The organism is Rheinheimera tilapiae, from assembly GCF_042432165.1.
Classification (GTDB): Bacteria; Pseudomonadota; Gammaproteobacteria; order Enterobacterales; family Alteromonadaceae; genus Pararheinheimera; species Pararheinheimera tilapiae.
On sequence record NZ_JBHLXP010000001.1, the window covers coordinates 2039673 to 2055458 of the forward strand.

General features: G+C 52.1%; 15 protein-coding genes. 4 read left to right on the forward strand and 11 right to left on the reverse strand.

The genetic code is table 11. From position 1 onward, the window contains the following. Positions 1-165: 165 nt before the first annotated feature. Positions 166-2385 (forward strand): S9 family peptidase, encoded by a 2220-nt coding sequence (locus ACFFJP_RS08815; RefSeq protein WP_377242528.1) that lies wholly within the window; start codon positions 166-168, stop codon positions 2383-2385. A 74-nt stretch (positions 2386-2459) separates the two neighbouring features. On the opposite strand, the gene ACFFJP_RS08820 is transcribed toward ACFFJP_RS08815, so the two are convergent. Next, complete coding sequence (locus tag ACFFJP_RS08820; protein ID WP_377242530.1) at positions 2460-3458, reverse strand: 2-hydroxyacid dehydrogenase; 999 nt, start codon at positions 3456-3458, stop codon at positions 2460-2462. Between the two features lie 34 nt (positions 3459-3492). Further along, positions 3493-3990 carry a glutathione peroxidase gene (locus tag ACFFJP_RS08825; RefSeq protein ID WP_377242532.1) on the reverse strand — a complete coding sequence of 166 codons (498 nt, stop codon included), beginning with the start codon at positions 3988-3990 and terminating at the stop codon, positions 3493-3495. Between the two features lie 177 nt (positions 3991-4167). Here ACFFJP_RS08825 and ACFFJP_RS08830 point away from each other — a divergent pair, with 177 nt between their 5' ends. Next, complete coding sequence (locus tag ACFFJP_RS08830) at positions 4168-5049, forward strand: NAD(P)-dependent oxidoreductase (protein ID WP_377242535.1); 882 nt, start codon at positions 4168-4170, stop codon at positions 5047-5049. 3 nt (positions 5050-5052) lie between these two features. On the opposite strand, the gene ACFFJP_RS08835 is transcribed toward ACFFJP_RS08830, so the two are convergent. Next, the gene (locus ACFFJP_RS08835) at positions 5053-5223 is read right to left on the reverse strand and encodes a hypothetical protein (protein ID WP_377242538.1); all 171 of its coding nucleotides are present in this window, start codon (positions 5221-5223) and stop codon (positions 5053-5055) included. 92 nt (positions 5224-5315) lie between these two features. Here ACFFJP_RS08835 and ACFFJP_RS08840 point away from each other — a divergent pair, with 92 nt between their 5' ends. Together ACFFJP_RS08840 and ACFFJP_RS08845 are read left to right on the forward strand one after the other, a co-directional pair. Continuing rightward, the gene (locus tag ACFFJP_RS08840; RefSeq protein ID WP_377242540.1) at positions 5316-6296 is read left to right on the forward strand and encodes a GlxA family transcriptional regulator; all 981 of its coding nucleotides are present in this window, start codon (positions 5316-5318) and stop codon (positions 6294-6296) included. A 270-nt stretch (positions 6297-6566) separates the two neighbouring features. After that, positions 6567-6917: a hypothetical protein gene (locus ACFFJP_RS08845; RefSeq protein WP_377242542.1), complete on the forward strand. Its 351-nt coding sequence runs from the start codon at positions 6567-6569 to the stop codon at positions 6915-6917. Positions 6918-7141: 224 nt separating this feature from the next. Here the strand turns inward: ACFFJP_RS08845 and ACFFJP_RS08850 are convergent, their stop codons facing one another. The 8 genes from ACFFJP_RS08850 to ACFFJP_RS08885 form a co-directional block, all read right to left on the reverse strand. Further along, positions 7142-7801 carry a CoA transferase subunit B gene (locus ACFFJP_RS08850; protein ID WP_377242544.1) on the reverse strand — a complete coding sequence of 220 codons (660 nt, stop codon included), beginning with the start codon at positions 7799-7801 and terminating at the stop codon, positions 7142-7144. A 10-nt stretch (positions 7802-7811) separates the two neighbouring features. Beyond that, complete coding sequence (locus ACFFJP_RS08855; protein ID WP_377242546.1) at positions 7812-8513, reverse strand: CoA transferase subunit A; 702 nt, start codon at positions 8511-8513, stop codon at positions 7812-7814. A gap of 93 nt (positions 8514-8606) precedes the next feature. Then, positions 8607-9557: a hydroxymethylglutaryl-CoA lyase gene (locus ACFFJP_RS08860; protein ID WP_377242548.1), complete on the reverse strand. Its 951-nt coding sequence runs from the start codon at positions 9555-9557 to the stop codon at positions 8607-8609. Next, positions 9554-11566, reverse strand: coding sequence for an acetyl-CoA carboxylase biotin carboxylase subunit (locus ACFFJP_RS08865; RefSeq protein WP_377242550.1), 2013 nt, complete (start codon positions 11564-11566; stop codon positions 9554-9556). Before ACFFJP_RS08865 ends, ACFFJP_RS08860 begins: the two co-directional genes overlap by 4 nt. Before the next feature lie 14 nt (positions 11567-11580). After that, on the reverse strand, positions 11581-12429 hold the full coding sequence (locus tag ACFFJP_RS08870; RefSeq protein ID WP_377242552.1) for an enoyl-CoA hydratase-related protein: 849 nt from the start codon (positions 12427-12429) through the stop codon (positions 11581-11583). A 10-nt stretch (positions 12430-12439) separates the two neighbouring features. Further along, positions 12440-14047, reverse strand: coding sequence for a carboxyl transferase domain-containing protein (locus ACFFJP_RS08875; RefSeq protein ID WP_446686819.1), 1608 nt, complete (start codon positions 14045-14047; stop codon positions 12440-12442). Positions 14048-14120: 73 nt separating this feature from the next. Beyond that, positions 14121-15290, reverse strand: coding sequence for an isovaleryl-CoA dehydrogenase (locus ACFFJP_RS08880; protein WP_377242554.1), 1170 nt, complete (start codon positions 15288-15290; stop codon positions 14121-14123). Between the two features lie 79 nt (positions 15291-15369). Further along, a complete protein-coding gene (locus ACFFJP_RS08885; protein ID WP_377242556.1) occupies positions 15370-15786 on the reverse strand; it encodes a MerR family transcriptional regulator in 417 nt (138 codons plus the stop codon).

Here is a 15786-nt window from a genome sequence, read left to right on the forward strand (position 1 = left end):
TGTTTGCGCTGAGTGTCGCTCAGTCATGCCCGGAACTGTATTTTTACAGGAAAAACGATGGCTGGAGGCTCATCTGACGCTCTGGTCATTTAACGCTTTGTGGCTTGAAAAAATCTGGCGGCTGCAGTTAGATGCACACTGATTAACCCAGCAGACGGATCTTTGATGAAAAAAACTATTCTGTCTGGCGTCATCCTTTGCGCCAGTCTCAGCCCGCAACTTCAGGCACAAAATCTAACCTTACCGCGATTATTTGCCGAGCCGGCATTAAGTGGCACAGCGCCGAAATCATTGGCCTACGCGCCGGATGGTTCACGTATTACTTATCTAAAAGGCAAGGCGAAAGATGCGAACCGTCTTGACCTTTGGCAATACGAACTGGGCACAGGGAAACACAGTGTGCTGGTTGATTCTGATACTTTGTTCAGTGGCACCGAAGTTCTGTCGGATGAAGAAAAAGCGCGGCGTGAGCGTTTACGTTTGTTTGCCAGCGGCATAGTCAGTTATCAGTGGTCCAAGGACGGCAAAGCGCTGCTGTTTCCGCTGAATGGCGACTTATACCATTATCAGCTGAGCAGTAAGAAAGCCCGTAAACTGACTGAAACCGAAGCCTTTGAAACGGATGCCCAGATATCGCCAACCGGCCGTTTTGTGTCTTTTGTCCGCGAGCAAAACATCTTTGTCATTGATTTAAAATCAGGGAAAGAAAGCCAATTAACCTCTGATGGCAAAGGCACAGTGCGCAATGGCATGGCTGAGTTTGTTGCCCAGGAAGAAATGGGTCGGATGACCGGGTATTGGTGGGCGCCGGATGACAGCAAGATTGCTTTTACCCAGTTTGATGAATCCGTAGTGCCGGAAGCAGTGCGTAATGAAATTTATGCCGATGAAATTAAGCTGTACAGCCAGCGGTATCCGTTTGCCGGCAAAAGCAATGTGCAGATTAAACTTGGCGTAGTCGAAATTACCAACCCACAGGTCAGCTGGGTTGACCTTGGCAAAGAACAGGATATTTATCTGCCCCGGGTGCAATGGAGTGAAAATCCAAACCTATTAAGCTACCAGTGGCAAAGCCGGGATCAACAGCGTCTGGAATTACGTCTGGCTGATTTGGCAACCGGGCAACAAAAGACGCTGTTGACCGAAACCAGTAAAACCTGGGTCAATCTGCATGATGATTTGCATTTCCTCAAAGATAAAAAATCTTTTGTCTGGGCTTCTGAGCGTGATGGTTACAAACACTTGTATCTGTATTCGCTGCAAGACGGCGCGGTCAAACAGTTAACCCGCGGTGACTGGATAGTCAATCACATTGAAAGTATTGATGAAAAAGCCGGTCAGATTTATTTTAGCGGTCGCAAAGATACCCCGCTGGAAAGCCACTTGTATCGGGTGCCGGTGCAAGGTGGTGAGATTGTGCGGTTGACCGAAGCCGGCAGTAATCACCAGGTCGTCGTAGCGAAAAATGGTAGTGGGTTTATCGACACGTCGTCGACTGTAGTGCAATTACCCAGCGTCACACTGCGCGACCAACAAGGGAAAGCCGTCACAGTATTGGCAGCAAATGCGCTGGATGCGCAGCATCCGCTGACCGCCTTTGCGCCAGAATTGGTAAAACCGGTATTTGGTACACTAAAAGCGAGTGATGGCCAGACTTTGCATTACCGTCTGTTTGCACCAAAACAACTTGCTGCCGGTAAGAAATATCCGGTAGTGGTCGGTGTGTACGGTGGTCCTGGCGCGCAGCGCGTAACCAATAGCTGGAGTGGCAAGGACCTGTATTTCCAGTACCTGGTGCAACAAGGCTATCTGGTGTTCCAGCTGGATAACCGTGGTTCTGAAAATCGCGGTAAAGCATTTGAAGATCCGATTTTTGGCAAACTGGCGGAGATTGAGTTAGAAGATCAAAAAACCGGTGTCGATTATCTGCGGACTCTGCCTTATGTCGATGCAAGCCGGATTGGCATCTACGGCCACAGCTATGGTGGTTACATGACGATCATGGCGATGCTGCGGGCAGGCGACTATTTTGCTGCCGGTGTGTCTGGCGCGCCCGTAACTGATTGGGCGTTGTATGACAGTCATTATACCGAACGCTATTTAGGGCATCCGGCGAAAAATGCTGCTGGCTATGAAGCGAGTTCGGTGTTTCCGTATGTTGATGGCCTTAAAGGCAAGCTATTGATTTATCATGGCATGGCTGATGACAACGTGCTATTCACGCATAGCACTAAGTTGTTCTCAGTACTGCAGAGCAAAGGGAAATCGTTCGAAATGATGACCTATCCGGGCAGTAAACACGCCATGTTTGGTCAGCCAGTCCAAACACATCTGCATCAGACGATCACTGAGTTCTTTGACCGGACGTTAAAAGCGCCGAAGTAAGCGGAAAATCAAATAAAAAAGGTCGCCGCGGCGACCTTTTTTGCTTTGATAAATCTTAATACGTACGCTGTTTTTTATGCTTTCAGTTCGTTAGCACAAACATCGCCCGAACATAAGGCGCGCAAGTTGGCCACGGTGATCTGACTGATTTGGCTTAGCGCTTCCTGCGTGAAAAAAGCCTGATGGCCTGTGATCAACACATTTGGGAACGTTAATAAGCGCTGGAATACTTCATCGGCAATCATTTCCTCAGACAGATCTTTAAAAAACAGATCGGCTTCCTGTTCATACACATCCAGACCCAACAAGCCGATTTTTTTACTTTTCAGCGCATCGATCACGGCTTTGGTGTCAATCAGACCACCACGGCTGGTGTTGATCAACATGACACCATTTTTCATTTGCGCCAGCGCCGCCTGATTCACCAAATGATGGCTGTCGGGGGTGAGCGGGCAATGCAGGCTAATCACATCACTGTCGCGGTAGAGCGTTGCTAAATCGACGTAGCGGGCCGAGGGCGGCAGAGCTGCAGGATTCGGTTGCGGGTCAAAGCACAGCAATTGCATGCCAAACCCGTGCAGGATCCGCGCAGTCGCCTGACCGATCCGGCCGGTGCCAATGAGTCCGACGGTTTTGCCATGCAAGTTAAAACCCAATAGACCCTGCAGGCTGAAATTGTCGTCGCGCACCCGGTTATAGGCTTTGTGCAGCTTGCGATTGAGGCACAACATCATGGCAACGCAGTGTTCGGCTACGGCTTCAGGCGAGTAGGCGGGAACCCGCGCAACTCGGATGCCAAGGCGATGTGCCGTGGCGAGGTCGACATTATTAAAACCAGCACAGCGCAATGCAATATACTTCACCCCCAGCTGCTGTAGTTGCTGCAGGATAGCAGCACTGAGGTCGTCGTTTACGAACACGCAGACCGCACAACTGCCCGTAGCAAGTTGCACGGTATCGATGGTCAGTGGTTGCGGCAGAAATCGCCACTGCAGATCAGGCCCGGCCGCGCGCAGGAATGATTCATCGTAAGGCTGATTACTAAATACCGTGATCTGAAACTGTGAGTCCATCGCTTCGTCCTGTTCACTGCGCTAATGGTTAAAGTTATTGTGCCGGTAATAATGCCAGTTCGGCTTCAATCGCATCAATAAACTGACCCGGTTTTGTCCGTGGTGCGTAACGTTTCACCACAACGCCGTCTTTGTTCACCAGAAATTTAGTGAAATTCCATTTGATAGCGCGAGTTTTCATTAAGCCGCGGGCTTGATCTTTCAAGTATTCAAATAAAGGATCTGCTTCCGGGCCATTGACATTGATCTTGGCCATCACGCCAAAGCTAACACCATAATTAAGCTGACAAAATTGCTGAATGTCGCTATCCGAGCCAGGTTCCTGCCCACCAAATTGGTTGCATGGAAACGCCAGGATCTCGAGGCCACGCTGATGATATTGTTGATGTAGCTTTTCCAAATCCTGATATTGCGGTGTAAATCCGCAGCGGCTGGCAGTATTGACGATTAACAGCACTTTGTCTCGATACTTGTTCAGTTCCAGCAGGTTACCTTGCGGCGTTCGTACTTTAAAATGATGGACGTTGGCCATAAATTCCTCTTTATACCTGCGTTAAAGCAGCCGGGCCCTGACTAAATCGGTATTTAGTAGTCCCAGTTGCCAATGATTTTGCTATTTGTAACATAAATTTGTACATTGGCGGCTAGCCTGTCACAGAATTAAGTCAATTGTATGTCAGAAATAACTTCAATATCTTCAACACCTTCAGTGTCTGTATCCATTGCTTTTATTGGTTTGGGCGTGATGGGTTATCCGATGGCCGGCCATCTGCGGACTGCAGGGCACAAGGTCACAGTGTATAACCGTACGGCAGCCAAAGCTGAGCAATGGGTTGCTCAGTATGACGGTCACAGTGGTCCAACACCCGCTGCTGCGGCTAGTGGCGCGCAACTAGTGATGTTGTGTGTTGGCAATGACGACGATGTCAGAGCTGTGGTTTTCGGTGAGTCTGGTGTTTTACACACTATGACGCCAGGGAGTTTGCTGATTGATCACACCACGGCATCTGCGGATTTAGCGCGTGAACTGGCAACTGCTTGTGCAGCCAAAGGGATTGCGTTCCTTGATGCGCCGGTATCCGGTGGTCAGGCTGGTGCAGAAAAGGGAGCGCTGACCATTATGCTTGGTGGCGAAGCTGCCGATTTCGCGCGGGCTGAACCGGTGCTCAAGCACTATGCTAAAAGTGCACGATTATTGGGGCCCGCTGGTAGTGGTCAGCTGGCGAAAATGGTTAATCAGATTTGTATTGCCGGTGTGGTACAAGGATTGGCTGAAGCTCTGCACTTTGCAGATTGTGCCGGGCTGGATGCAAAGGCAGTGCTGGATGTCATTTCCAAAGGTGCAGCCCAGTCGTGGCAGATGGAGAATCGGGGCTACACCATGGTTGATGGTCAGTTTGATTTTGGCTTTGCAGTTGATTGGATGCGCAAGGATCTAAATATCACGCTCAATGAAGCCCGCCGCAATGGCGCACAATTACCTGTTACGGCGCTGGTCGATCAGTTTTATAGCGAAGTACAGGCGCTTGGCGGCAAACGGCAGGATACGTCCAGCCTGATCCGCCGCCTGAAGAGGCCGAACCGCGGTTAGGCGCTATTCATCGCGCTGCTGAATAGTCAGCAGCGCGAAACCTGCCAGCAATATTAAAGGTACCAGTACCAGCTGACTGAACGGGTCTAACGTACTGCGCTGGTTCAACCACAAAATCACCACTCCCTGCAAAGCCAGCATTGCCCAACTGAGTTGTTTGACGTTCATTTTCATAATCCACCTCCTGTTGACTGAAGCTCAGTTTAACTTGCTGGAAATTTGCGCTATAGTGGCAATATTGACATATAAAGTGCAGAAAGTGACAAATGAAGACATTGCTGGTATTGGTATATCCCGGAGTGGCACTCGGACATTTAACCGGCATGGCCGAAGTATTCCGCTTTGCCAATCAGCTGGCACAATATTTGGACCCACTCAATCAGCAGCCGCGTTATCAGGTACAGTTTTACCATTTGTCCGGCGCCAGCAGCTATCAGGCAGATGGACTGCAGATCGCCTGCATTGAGCAACCGCCGGCGCAGATAGACGCTTTATTAATTCCCGGTAACTACGCACATCAGGCACCTGAACTGGAGCAAGTGATGACGCTGTTCCACGCTCATAAGGACTGGTTTATCGATCTGCAGCAACAAGGAACTTTGTTGGCTGCAGGTTGCAATGGCAGTTTTGCACTGGCGGCGACTGGTTTATTAGATGGTGGCGATGCGACGACCTGCTGGTTTCTGGCTGAGTATTTTCAGCAACTGTTTCCTCAGGTATGTCTGAAAGCCGAAGTGAGCGTCAGCCGCAGTGGTAATTGTCTGACCGCCGGTGCAACGACAGCCTATCTGCAACTCTGCTTGCAGTTGATCACAGAATTCGACGGTGTGCGCTTTAGTAGTCAGTTGGCTAAAGTATTGTTGGTGGAGCCAGCCTTACATAGTCAAGCGCCATTTCTGTCGGTGCAACAGTTGGTCAGCCATCAGGACGAACGCATTGCGGCTGTCCAAAGTTACTTGCGTAAACATCTGGCAGAACCACTCGACTTGCAGCAGCTGGCGCAACGTTTTGCCATGAGTGGCCGGACCTTGATCCGACGTTTTAAATCGGCCACTGGTGACACGCCGATGGCCTGGTTACAAAAATTACGCATCGATAAAGCAAAAAACTTGCTGGAAACCACAATGATGCCGTTGGAGCAACTGACTCAACAGGTTGGTTACGAAGATGTGTCTTCATTTCGAAAATTATTCCAGCAATATACTCAAATGACGCCAAAAGCCTACCGCAACCATTTTTTCCAGTGAGAAATGCGGAACAGTGTATTTTTCCTGCAATCAAAAGGTAAATTTAACTAAATTGTCTCGCGTAAAAATGATGGCGTGATACTATTTTGTTAATTATTCGCTATTAATTGCATCCGTATGCCTGTGTTTGAAATTGGTTGGCAGTTGTATCTACTGCTGTTCTGTTGTGTCGTTGGTGTTCCGGTCCTTACTATCTGGAGTTGGTGTCACTGGGCAAAGCGGCCATTAAAGCCGGCGCTTTGGTCGTTAGTCGCATCAACTGCAGTGTTTATGGGACTGACGTGGGCTATTAGCAGTAACAGCGTTACGATAGAAGAGAATCATCTGGCTCTAAAAGCTGGTTTTTATCAGGCACAAATCGACAATATCTCTCTCGCCAGCAGTGCTGTTCATATCATGCCACTCGACCAGTTAGGCGATTATACGCCGGAGATTGCAGTAAACGGCATTCGCCTGCCGGGTTATCAGGTCGGTTGGTATTTGTTGCACAATCGAAAATTGGCATTTGTGATGCTGATTGGTTCACTGGATGAAGTGAGTTTGGTTCGCTCCGGCGATATGACAGCAGTGGTTGGCGGCAATTTATTCAGTGGTGCAGGACGTTTTGTGGCTGCCAATTAAGGCCTTCGGTCTTCTGACCCGCCAGCAATAAAAAAGCGTCAGGAACGCTTTTTAACAATGCACAGCATTGGCTCTATGGGTGAGCGCCAGGGATGGCAGCGAATAAAAAAGCGTCAGGAACGCTTTTTAACAATGCACAGCATTGGCCTTGTGGGTGAGCGCCAGGGATGGTAGCGAATAAAAAAGGTCGCATTTGCGACCTTTTTCAACACTGCTTCATCAAATTAAGCAAAATGCATTTCCGGCACATCACCGTCAATAATTAAGCGACCGGCAGTTTTCTGCTGGATCTCTTCGACTGACACGCCAGGCGCGCGTTCGAGCAGATAGAAAGCACCATCGCGCACTTCCAGTACGGCCAAATCCGTAACAATCTTTTTCACACAGCCGACGCCGGTCAGCGGCAGGGTGCAGTTGTCGAGGAGCTTCGAGCTGCCGTATTTGTCAGCGTGGGTCATGGTGACAACAATATTCTGTGCGCCTGCAACTAAGTCCATGGCGCCGCCCATGCCTTTGACCAGTTTGCCCGGGATCATCCAGCTGGCGATATTGCCGTTCTGGTCGACTTCAAAAGCACCTAATACGGTTAAATCAACATGGCCACCACGGATCATGGCAAAGCTTTCGGCAGAGGAGAAAATCGCCGCACCTTTGATTGCTGTGACGGTTTCTTTGCCGGCGTTGATCATATCGGCGTCGACTTCAGCATCAGTCGGATAGGGACCCATACCGAGTAAACCGTTTTCAGACTGCAGCATGACTTCGATGCCCGCCGGCACATAGTTTGCGACCAGTGTTGGGATCCCAATGCCGAGATTGACGTAATAGCCATCTTTTAATTCTTGTGCGACACGCATCGCTACTTGTTCACGTGATAAAGCCATGACGTTCTCCTTAATCCTTGCGAACCATGCGACGTTCGATGCGTTTTTCAAAATCGCCTTTGATCACGCGCTGCACATAAATGCCCGGGGTATGAATTTCTGTCGGTGATAATTCGCCCGGCTCAACGATTTCTTCGACTTCAGCCACGGTAATTTTGCCGGCAGTCGCGACCATTGGGTTGAAGTTCATCGCCGTGTGGCGAAATACCAGGTTGCCGTAACGGTCGGCTTTCCAGGCGCGGACAATGGCGAAATCACCGGTTATAGATGGCTCCAGCACATAATTGCGGCCATTCATTTCGCGGGTTTCTTTGCCTTCCGCGACTGGGGTGCCGTAACCGGTTGCGGTGAAGAAGGCTGGGATGCCAGCGCCGCCGGCGCGGATTTTTTCCGCCAGCGTGCCTTGTGGCGTCAGTTCAACTTCCAGCTCGCCGGATAACAGTTGTTTTTCAAACAGGGCGTTTTCACCAACATAAGACGCGACCATTTTTTTGATTTGGCGGTCTTCCAGCAAAATGCCTAAACCGAAACCGTCAACGCCACAGTTGTTGGAGACCACGGTTAAATCACGTGTACCCATTTTTTTAATTTGGCTAATCAGGCCTTCGGGGATACCGCATAAACCAAAACCCCCAGCGATCACCGTCATACCGTCGGTCAGACCTGCTAAGGCTTCGTCGTAGCTATGCACGACTTTATTAAACCCTGCCATTGCTCTTCCTCTGTTGTGTAGGGCGGTCGCATCGGGGCGACCGACGTTTTTATCTATGAATGTTGCGTGCCGGAGCTAATGACTAACCCCAGCTTAGTCAGCGTCTTGCGCTGCATTTTGCTGACACTTCGCCTGCAGCGCCAATCCTACTTTAGAACTAGGTCTCTTCCCGAGCGCCGCTGTGATGGCCCAGCCGGCGCGGGCGAGGCTTTGTAACTCAACGCCATGCGCAATGCCAAGACCGTTCAGCAAATACACCACATCTTCAGTGGCAACATTGCCTGACGCGCCGGCGGCGTAAGGACAACCACCGAGACCAGCCACAGCGCTGTCAATCACAGCGATACCGCGGCTTAGCGCGACGTAAATATTTGTTAACGCCTGGCCGTAAGTGTCATGAAAATGTATCGCAGTTTTTTCCAATGGTACGACCGCCAGCACCGCATCCAGCATGGCGGATACGGTTGCCGGTGTGCCGACACCGATGGTATCGCCGAGCGAAATCTCATAGCAGCCCATGTCGAGCAGCGCTTTGGCCACGCGCGCAACATCGGCAGGCGCGACTGCGCCCTGATAGGGGCAACCCACGACACAAGACACATAACCGCGCACCCGCACGCCATCCGCTTTGGCAGCGGCCAGAACCGGCGCAAACCGGGCCAGGCTCTCATCAATCGAACAATTGATATTCTTTTGCGAGAAAGCTTCCGATGCGGCGCCAAATATGGCGACTTCATCGGCGCCGGCCGCGCGCGCCGCCTGATAGCCTTGCAGATTGGGTGTCAGCGCCGCGTAGGTGACACCGGCTTTGCGGCTGATGCCACTGAACACCTGTGCCGAATCTGCCATCTGCGGCACCCACTTCGGACTGACAAAAGCACCGGTTTCGATCGTAGTCAGGCCGGCGTCAGCCAGCGCTTCCACCAGTGCAATTTTAGCTTCCAGCGGCACTGCCACTTCGTTTTGCAGACCGTCCCGTGGTCCAACTTCGACAATGCGGACCGAGGCCGGGAACTGTGGGGCATTTAGCAGTGTTGTGTTCATGCTTTGGCTCCGGCGTCTGCGCTGAAATCGACCAGCTCGGCACCATCTTTGACCAGATCGCCGGCCTGATAAAATACGCTGTTTACCACGCCATCGGCCGGCGCTTTGATGGCATATTCCATTTTCATTGCTTCCATCACTAATAAAGTCTCGCCGCTTTGCACGCGCTGGCCAGCGCTGGCCATAACCGCGACCACAGTGCCGTTCATCGGCGCTTTTAGGCTGCCGGCTGATTCATCTGCGGCAGCCACTTCAACTTGTGTCTGATAGACAAAATCAAAGCGCTGGTGGCGGATAAATACCGACACTGTTGTTTGCTGCGGGCTTTGTTGGTACTGACTGACGCGCACCTGGAACTGATGATGGCTGCCTTGTGCACTGGACAAAGTGGCGGTCAGCACGTCGGCATTCAGTTCTGCTTTGGCATCGATGCAATAGTCACCAACACAGAGTTGATGCCCTGTAGCAGTACTTTTAATTTGGACTTGTTGTGCCACATCACCGTGTTGCAAGGCAAAGCGCACTTGTGCGGCTTCATTTAAGCGCCAGCCATAGCCGCAGCCCCATGGCGAATTGCCGTTGGTCTTCGGTTGCTGCAGTAATAACAAATACAGCGCTGCCAGCAATAAGGCTTGTTGCGGTTCTGACTGCTCCGGCGCGAACAGTTCGGCCTGATGATGTTCAATAAAATGCGTATCGAGCTCAGCGGCGGCAAAAGCCGGATGCGACACCAGACGGCTCAGAAACCCTAAATTGGTTTTGACTCCGGCGATGCGATAATCATCAAGAGCGCGGCGCATCCGCGCAATCGCCCGGTCCCGGCTCTCGTCCCAGACGATCAGTTTGGCGATCATAGGGTCATAAAATGGTGATACTTCATCGTATTCGACCACGCCAGTATCGACGCGCACGTGACGATTTTCGTCGGGTTGACGCAGATAGGTCAGCTTGCCTGTAGCCGGTAGGAAATTGTTGTCCGGATCTTCGGCATAGACGCGCACTTCAATGGCATGACCATCCAGCGGAATTTCTGCCTGAGTCAGCGGCAGCGGCTGATTGCTGGCAACCAGCAACTGCCATTTGACCAAATCCTGGCCGGTGATCATCTCGGTGACCGGATGCTCAACCTGCAGGCGTGTGTTCATTTCCATAAAATAGAAAGAACCGTCTTCGTCAAACAGGAACTCCACCGTCCCGGCACCGGCATAACCGATGGCTTTGGCGGCGGTGACGGCGGCGTCGCCCATTGCTTTGCGCTGCTCAGCACTGAAGTTCGGCGCCGGAGCTTCTTCAATGACTTTCTGGTGTCGGCGCTGAATAGAACAATCCCGTTCGTGTAAGTACACCGCATTACCAAAATTATCGGCAAATACCTGAATTTCCACGTGACGCGGTTTGGTCAGGTAACGCTCCATCAGAACTTTGTCATTGCCAAAACCATTCAGCGCTTCACGTTTGGCGCTGTGCAGCTGTTCGAGAAACTCGGCAGCCTGCCAGACCACTTTCATGCCTTTACCACCGCCACCATAAGCGGCTTTTAGCAGCAACGGATAGCCGATGCGGTTGGCTTCTGCGGCCAGGAACTGCTCATCCTGATTGTCACCGTGATAACCAGGCACCAGCGGAACGCCGGCGTGACTCATAATTTCTTTCGCAGCGCTTTTTGAGCCCATCGCGGCGATTGCCGGGACTGGCGGGCCAATAAAAACGATGCCTGCTTGGGCACAAGCCTCGGCAAAACCTTCGTTTTCACTTAAAAAGCCGTAGCCAGGGTGAACGGCCTCGGCGCCGCTCTGTTTGGCGATTTGCAGAATTTTATCGGCGCGCAGGTAGCTGTCTTTCGACGCGGCCGGGCCTAACAAAAAGGCTTCATCCGCCATTTTTACATGGCGGGCGTTGGCGTCGGCTTCGGAATAGACCGCGACGCAGCGAATGCCCAGCTTTTGGGCGGTTTTGATGACGCGGCAGGCAATTTCGCCGCGGTTGGCAATCAGAATCTTGCTAAACATCTGGGCTCTTCCTGTTATTGGCCTGCGCTGAATGAAGGTTGCCATGCCGGCGTGCGTTTCTCTAAAAAGGCGCTTAAGCCTTCCTGGCCTTCGGCAGACACCCGAATGGCGGCAATACGGCGTGACGTTTCGGCGATAGTGTCTGCGCTCAGTGGTGCGTCTGCGACATAAGCCACTAAGGCTTTGGCGGCAACAACCGCCTGCGGACTGTTGGCGACAATGGCGTCGATCAGCGGCTGCGCTTTGGCGCGTAAGGCCGTCGGTTCTTCGTTGCTTGCTATCTCGCTGACCGCTATTTCACAAATCAGGCCCAACTGCAACGCGGTAGCCGCATCAAAGCGTTCGGCCGTGGTGAAATAACGCCGGCTGGCGCGCTCACCAATAGCGCGCACCACATAGGGGCTTATCACTGCCGGGATCAGGCCAATTTTGACTTCACTTAAACAAAAACTGGCTTTGGGCGTGGCAATGGCCATGTCGCAGCAGGCGACCAAGCCAACAGCGCCGCCAAAGGCAGCGCCCTGGACTAATGCGATCACCGGCAATGGAAAGCTGTTGAGCTTCTTCATCAGCAGTGCCAATGCGCCGGCATCGGTTAGATTTTGCTGATAATCCTTTTGCGCCATCGCGCGCATCCAGTTTAAATCAGCGCCGGCTGAAAAGTTTTTGCCGGTCGATTCGAGCAGCAGTACCCGTAAACCGGGCAGGGCGGCCAACTCGTCTAATGCTTTGATTAATTCAGCGATCATCAGATCGCCGAAGGCATTATGTAGTTCAGGCCGGTTCAGGCGCAGCACGCCGACGTACTCACTCTCAGCGCCATAGGCGAGGAATTCGGTTTGAGTCAGTGCATGAGTGGTCATTGCTGAGTCCTCACATGCGGAACACGCCAAAGCGTGTCTCTTCAATTGGAGCGTTCAACGCAGCGGCTAACGCCAGGCCCACGACCATCCGGCTTTGTGCCGGGTCGATAATACCGTCATCCCACAAGCGGGCAGAGGCGTAATAAGGATGCCCTTGCTGTTCGTACTGCGCGATAATAGGTTTTTTCAGCGCGGCTTCGGCTTCTGCAGTCAAGGTTTCGCCTTTGCGTGCCAAACCGTCTTTGGTGACCTGCGCCATCACGCCGGCAGCCTGTTCGCCGCCCATCACTGAAATTCGCGCATTGGGCCACATCCACATCATCGTTGGGTCATACGCGCGGCCACACATGCCATAGTTACCAGCGCCATAAGAGCCACCGATCAACATGGTAAATTTCGGCACCTTGGCGCAGGACACGGCAGTCACCATCTTGGCACCATGTTTGGCAATGCCTTCGGCTTCATACTTCTGGCCGACCATAAAGCCGGTGATGTTTTGTAAAAACAGCAGCGGGATTTTGCGCTGGCAACACAGCTCGATGAAGTGCGCGCCTTTTTGCGCCGACTCGGAAAAGAGGATGCCATTATTGGCGACGATGCCAATCGGATTGCCGAAAATGCGCGCAAAACCGCAGACCAGCGTCGGGCCATAGAGCTGTTTAAACTCGTCGAAATCTGAACCATCGACAATCCGAGCAATAACTTCGCGCACATCAAACGGCTTTTTCAAGTCCGTTCCGACGATGCCGTATAACTCGGAAGCGTCATATAAAGGCTCTTCAGCAGGTTTTACATCGCGTAGCACCGGTGCTTCGCGGTTTAAGCGCGAAATGGCATTACGAGCCAGCTGCAGCGCATGGTCGTCGTTTTGGGCATAGTGGTCCGCCACGCCGGAAATACGACAGTGCACATCAGCACCGCCTAAATCTTCCGCGCTGACTTCTTCACCGGTGGCGGCTTTGACCAGCGGCGGGCCTGCGAGGAAAATGGTGCCTTGTTCTTTGACGATAATAGATTCATCCGCCATCGCCGGCACATAAGCGCCGCCTGCGGTGCAGAGGCCCATCACTACGGCAATTTGCGGAATGCCTTTGGCGGACATATTCGCCTGATTAAAGAAGATGCGGCCGAAATGCAGTTTGTCCGGAAATACATCGTCCTGACGCGGCAGGTTGGCGCCGCCGGAATCGACCAGATAAATACAGGGCAGGTGGCAACGTTCAGCAATTTCCTGTGCGCGCAGATGCTTTTTCACCGTCAACGGATAATAGGTCCCGCCTTTGACTGTGGCATCGTTGGCAACGACCATACATTCGACGCCGTTGACCCGGCCAATGCCGGCGACTACGCCAGCTGCAGGCACATAGTCGTCATAACATTCCCAACCGGCGAACTGTGCGACTTCAAGAAAAGGGGAGCCCGGGTCGAGTAATTTCTGAATGCGATCGCGCGCGAACAACTTGCCGCGTGCGGTGTGACGGGCGATCAGGCTTTCGCCGCCGCCCAGTTTAATTTGTTGTACTTTGCTCGCCAAATCGTCGACCAGCACCTGCATGGCCGCAGCGTTTTGCTGAAATTCAGCGCTTCGTGTGTTGATTTTACTGGTAATTTTGCTCACAGCATCCACCTGTCCAGTCAGATCCCGCGCCACGGGATAAAAAAACGGCAGCTCCAGGCTGCCGCTCCAGTGTTTATTTGGTTTCGTTAAACAGCTCGCGGCCGATTAACATCCGGCGAATTTCCGAAGTACCGGCGCCGATTTCATACAGTTTCGCGTCGCGTAATAAACGGCCTGTTGGGTATTCATTGATATAACCGTTGCCGCCCAACAGCTGAATGGCATCCAGCGCCATTTTGGTGGCAAGTTCTGCGCTGTACAGGATGACTGCAGCAGCATCTTTGCGAGTGGTTTCACGGCGGTCACAAGCTTTGGCAACGGTGTAAACATAAGCTTTTGCTGCGTTCATCTGGGTGTACATGTCGGCCAATTTGCCTTGCACCAGCTGGAACTCACCAATCGACTGGCCAAATTGTTTGCGGTCGTGCAGGTAAGGTACGACGATGTCCATACAGGCTTGCATAATACCAAGCGGGCCGCCGGCCAGTACCAGACGTTCGTAATCCAGGCCCGACATCAGCACTTTGACGCCGCTGCCAATTTCACCCAGCACGTTTTCAGCTGGCACTTCACAGTCTTCAAACACCAGCTCACAAGTGTTAGAGCCGCGCATGCCGAGTTTGTCTAGTTTTTGCGCCTGGCTAAAGCCTTTAAAACCACGCTCAACGATAAAAGCGGTAATGCCTTTGCTGCCAGCGTTCACGTCGGTTTTGGCATAAATCACATAAGTATGTGCATCCGGACCGTTGGTGATCCACATCTTGTTACCGTTCAGCACATAGACGTCGCCTTTTTTGTCGGCGCGCAGTTTCATCGAAACTACGTCTGAACCTGCATTCGGCTCTGACATCGCTAAGGCGCCGATGTGTTCACCAGAACAGAGTTTTGGCAGATACTTTTGTTTTTGCGCTTCGGTACCGTTACGGAAAATTTGGTTAACACACAAGTTAGAGTGAGCGCCGTAAGACAGGGCCACTGATGCAGACGCGCGGCTGATCTCTTCCATCGCGACCACATGCTCCAGGTAACCCAGACCTGAACCGCCGTATTTCTCATCGACGGTGATGCCGAGCAGACCTAAATCACCGAATTTACGCCACAGGTCATTCGGAAATGCGTTGTCATGGTCTATTTGTGCAGCGCGCGGCGCGATTTCTTCGCGGGCAAAGGCGTTCACCTGTTCGCGGATCATGTCGACGGTTTCGCCTAAGTCAAAGTTCAGTGTTTTGTAATGGCTAATCATTGGTTTATCCCCGTTTGCCTGTGTCGCGTCTGGCTGTTGATTGGAAGTTTGTTTGCGCTGGTGGCGTTATGTTCGCCACTTAATCAGTCGCAGTTTTTGTTTCATGGGTCCGCGCGTCGGTCAATGTGTCACGGCAGCGCTTTTCGACGGTGATCAATTCCATCAATACGACTTTGATGTCGTCCAGTTGCTGATGGAGTTCGGTTTTTTTCAGTTCAATCAGTTTCAGCATGGTGGTGAGCTGGGTCACGCTGGATTTGTCGGCGTCGTAGAGTTCAAACAACTGACCGGTTTCCGCCAGGCTAAAGCCTAGCCGCTTACCGCGCAGGATCAGTTTCAGCCGCACCCGGTCGCGTTTGCTATAAATCCGCGTCTGGCCCTGGCGCTGTGGCGTCAGCAAGCCCTGGTCTTCATAGAAGCGGATGCTGCGCGTCGTGATATCGAACTCTTTCGCCAGTTCGCTGATGCTGTAAGTTGTCTGATCTTTATCTGTCAT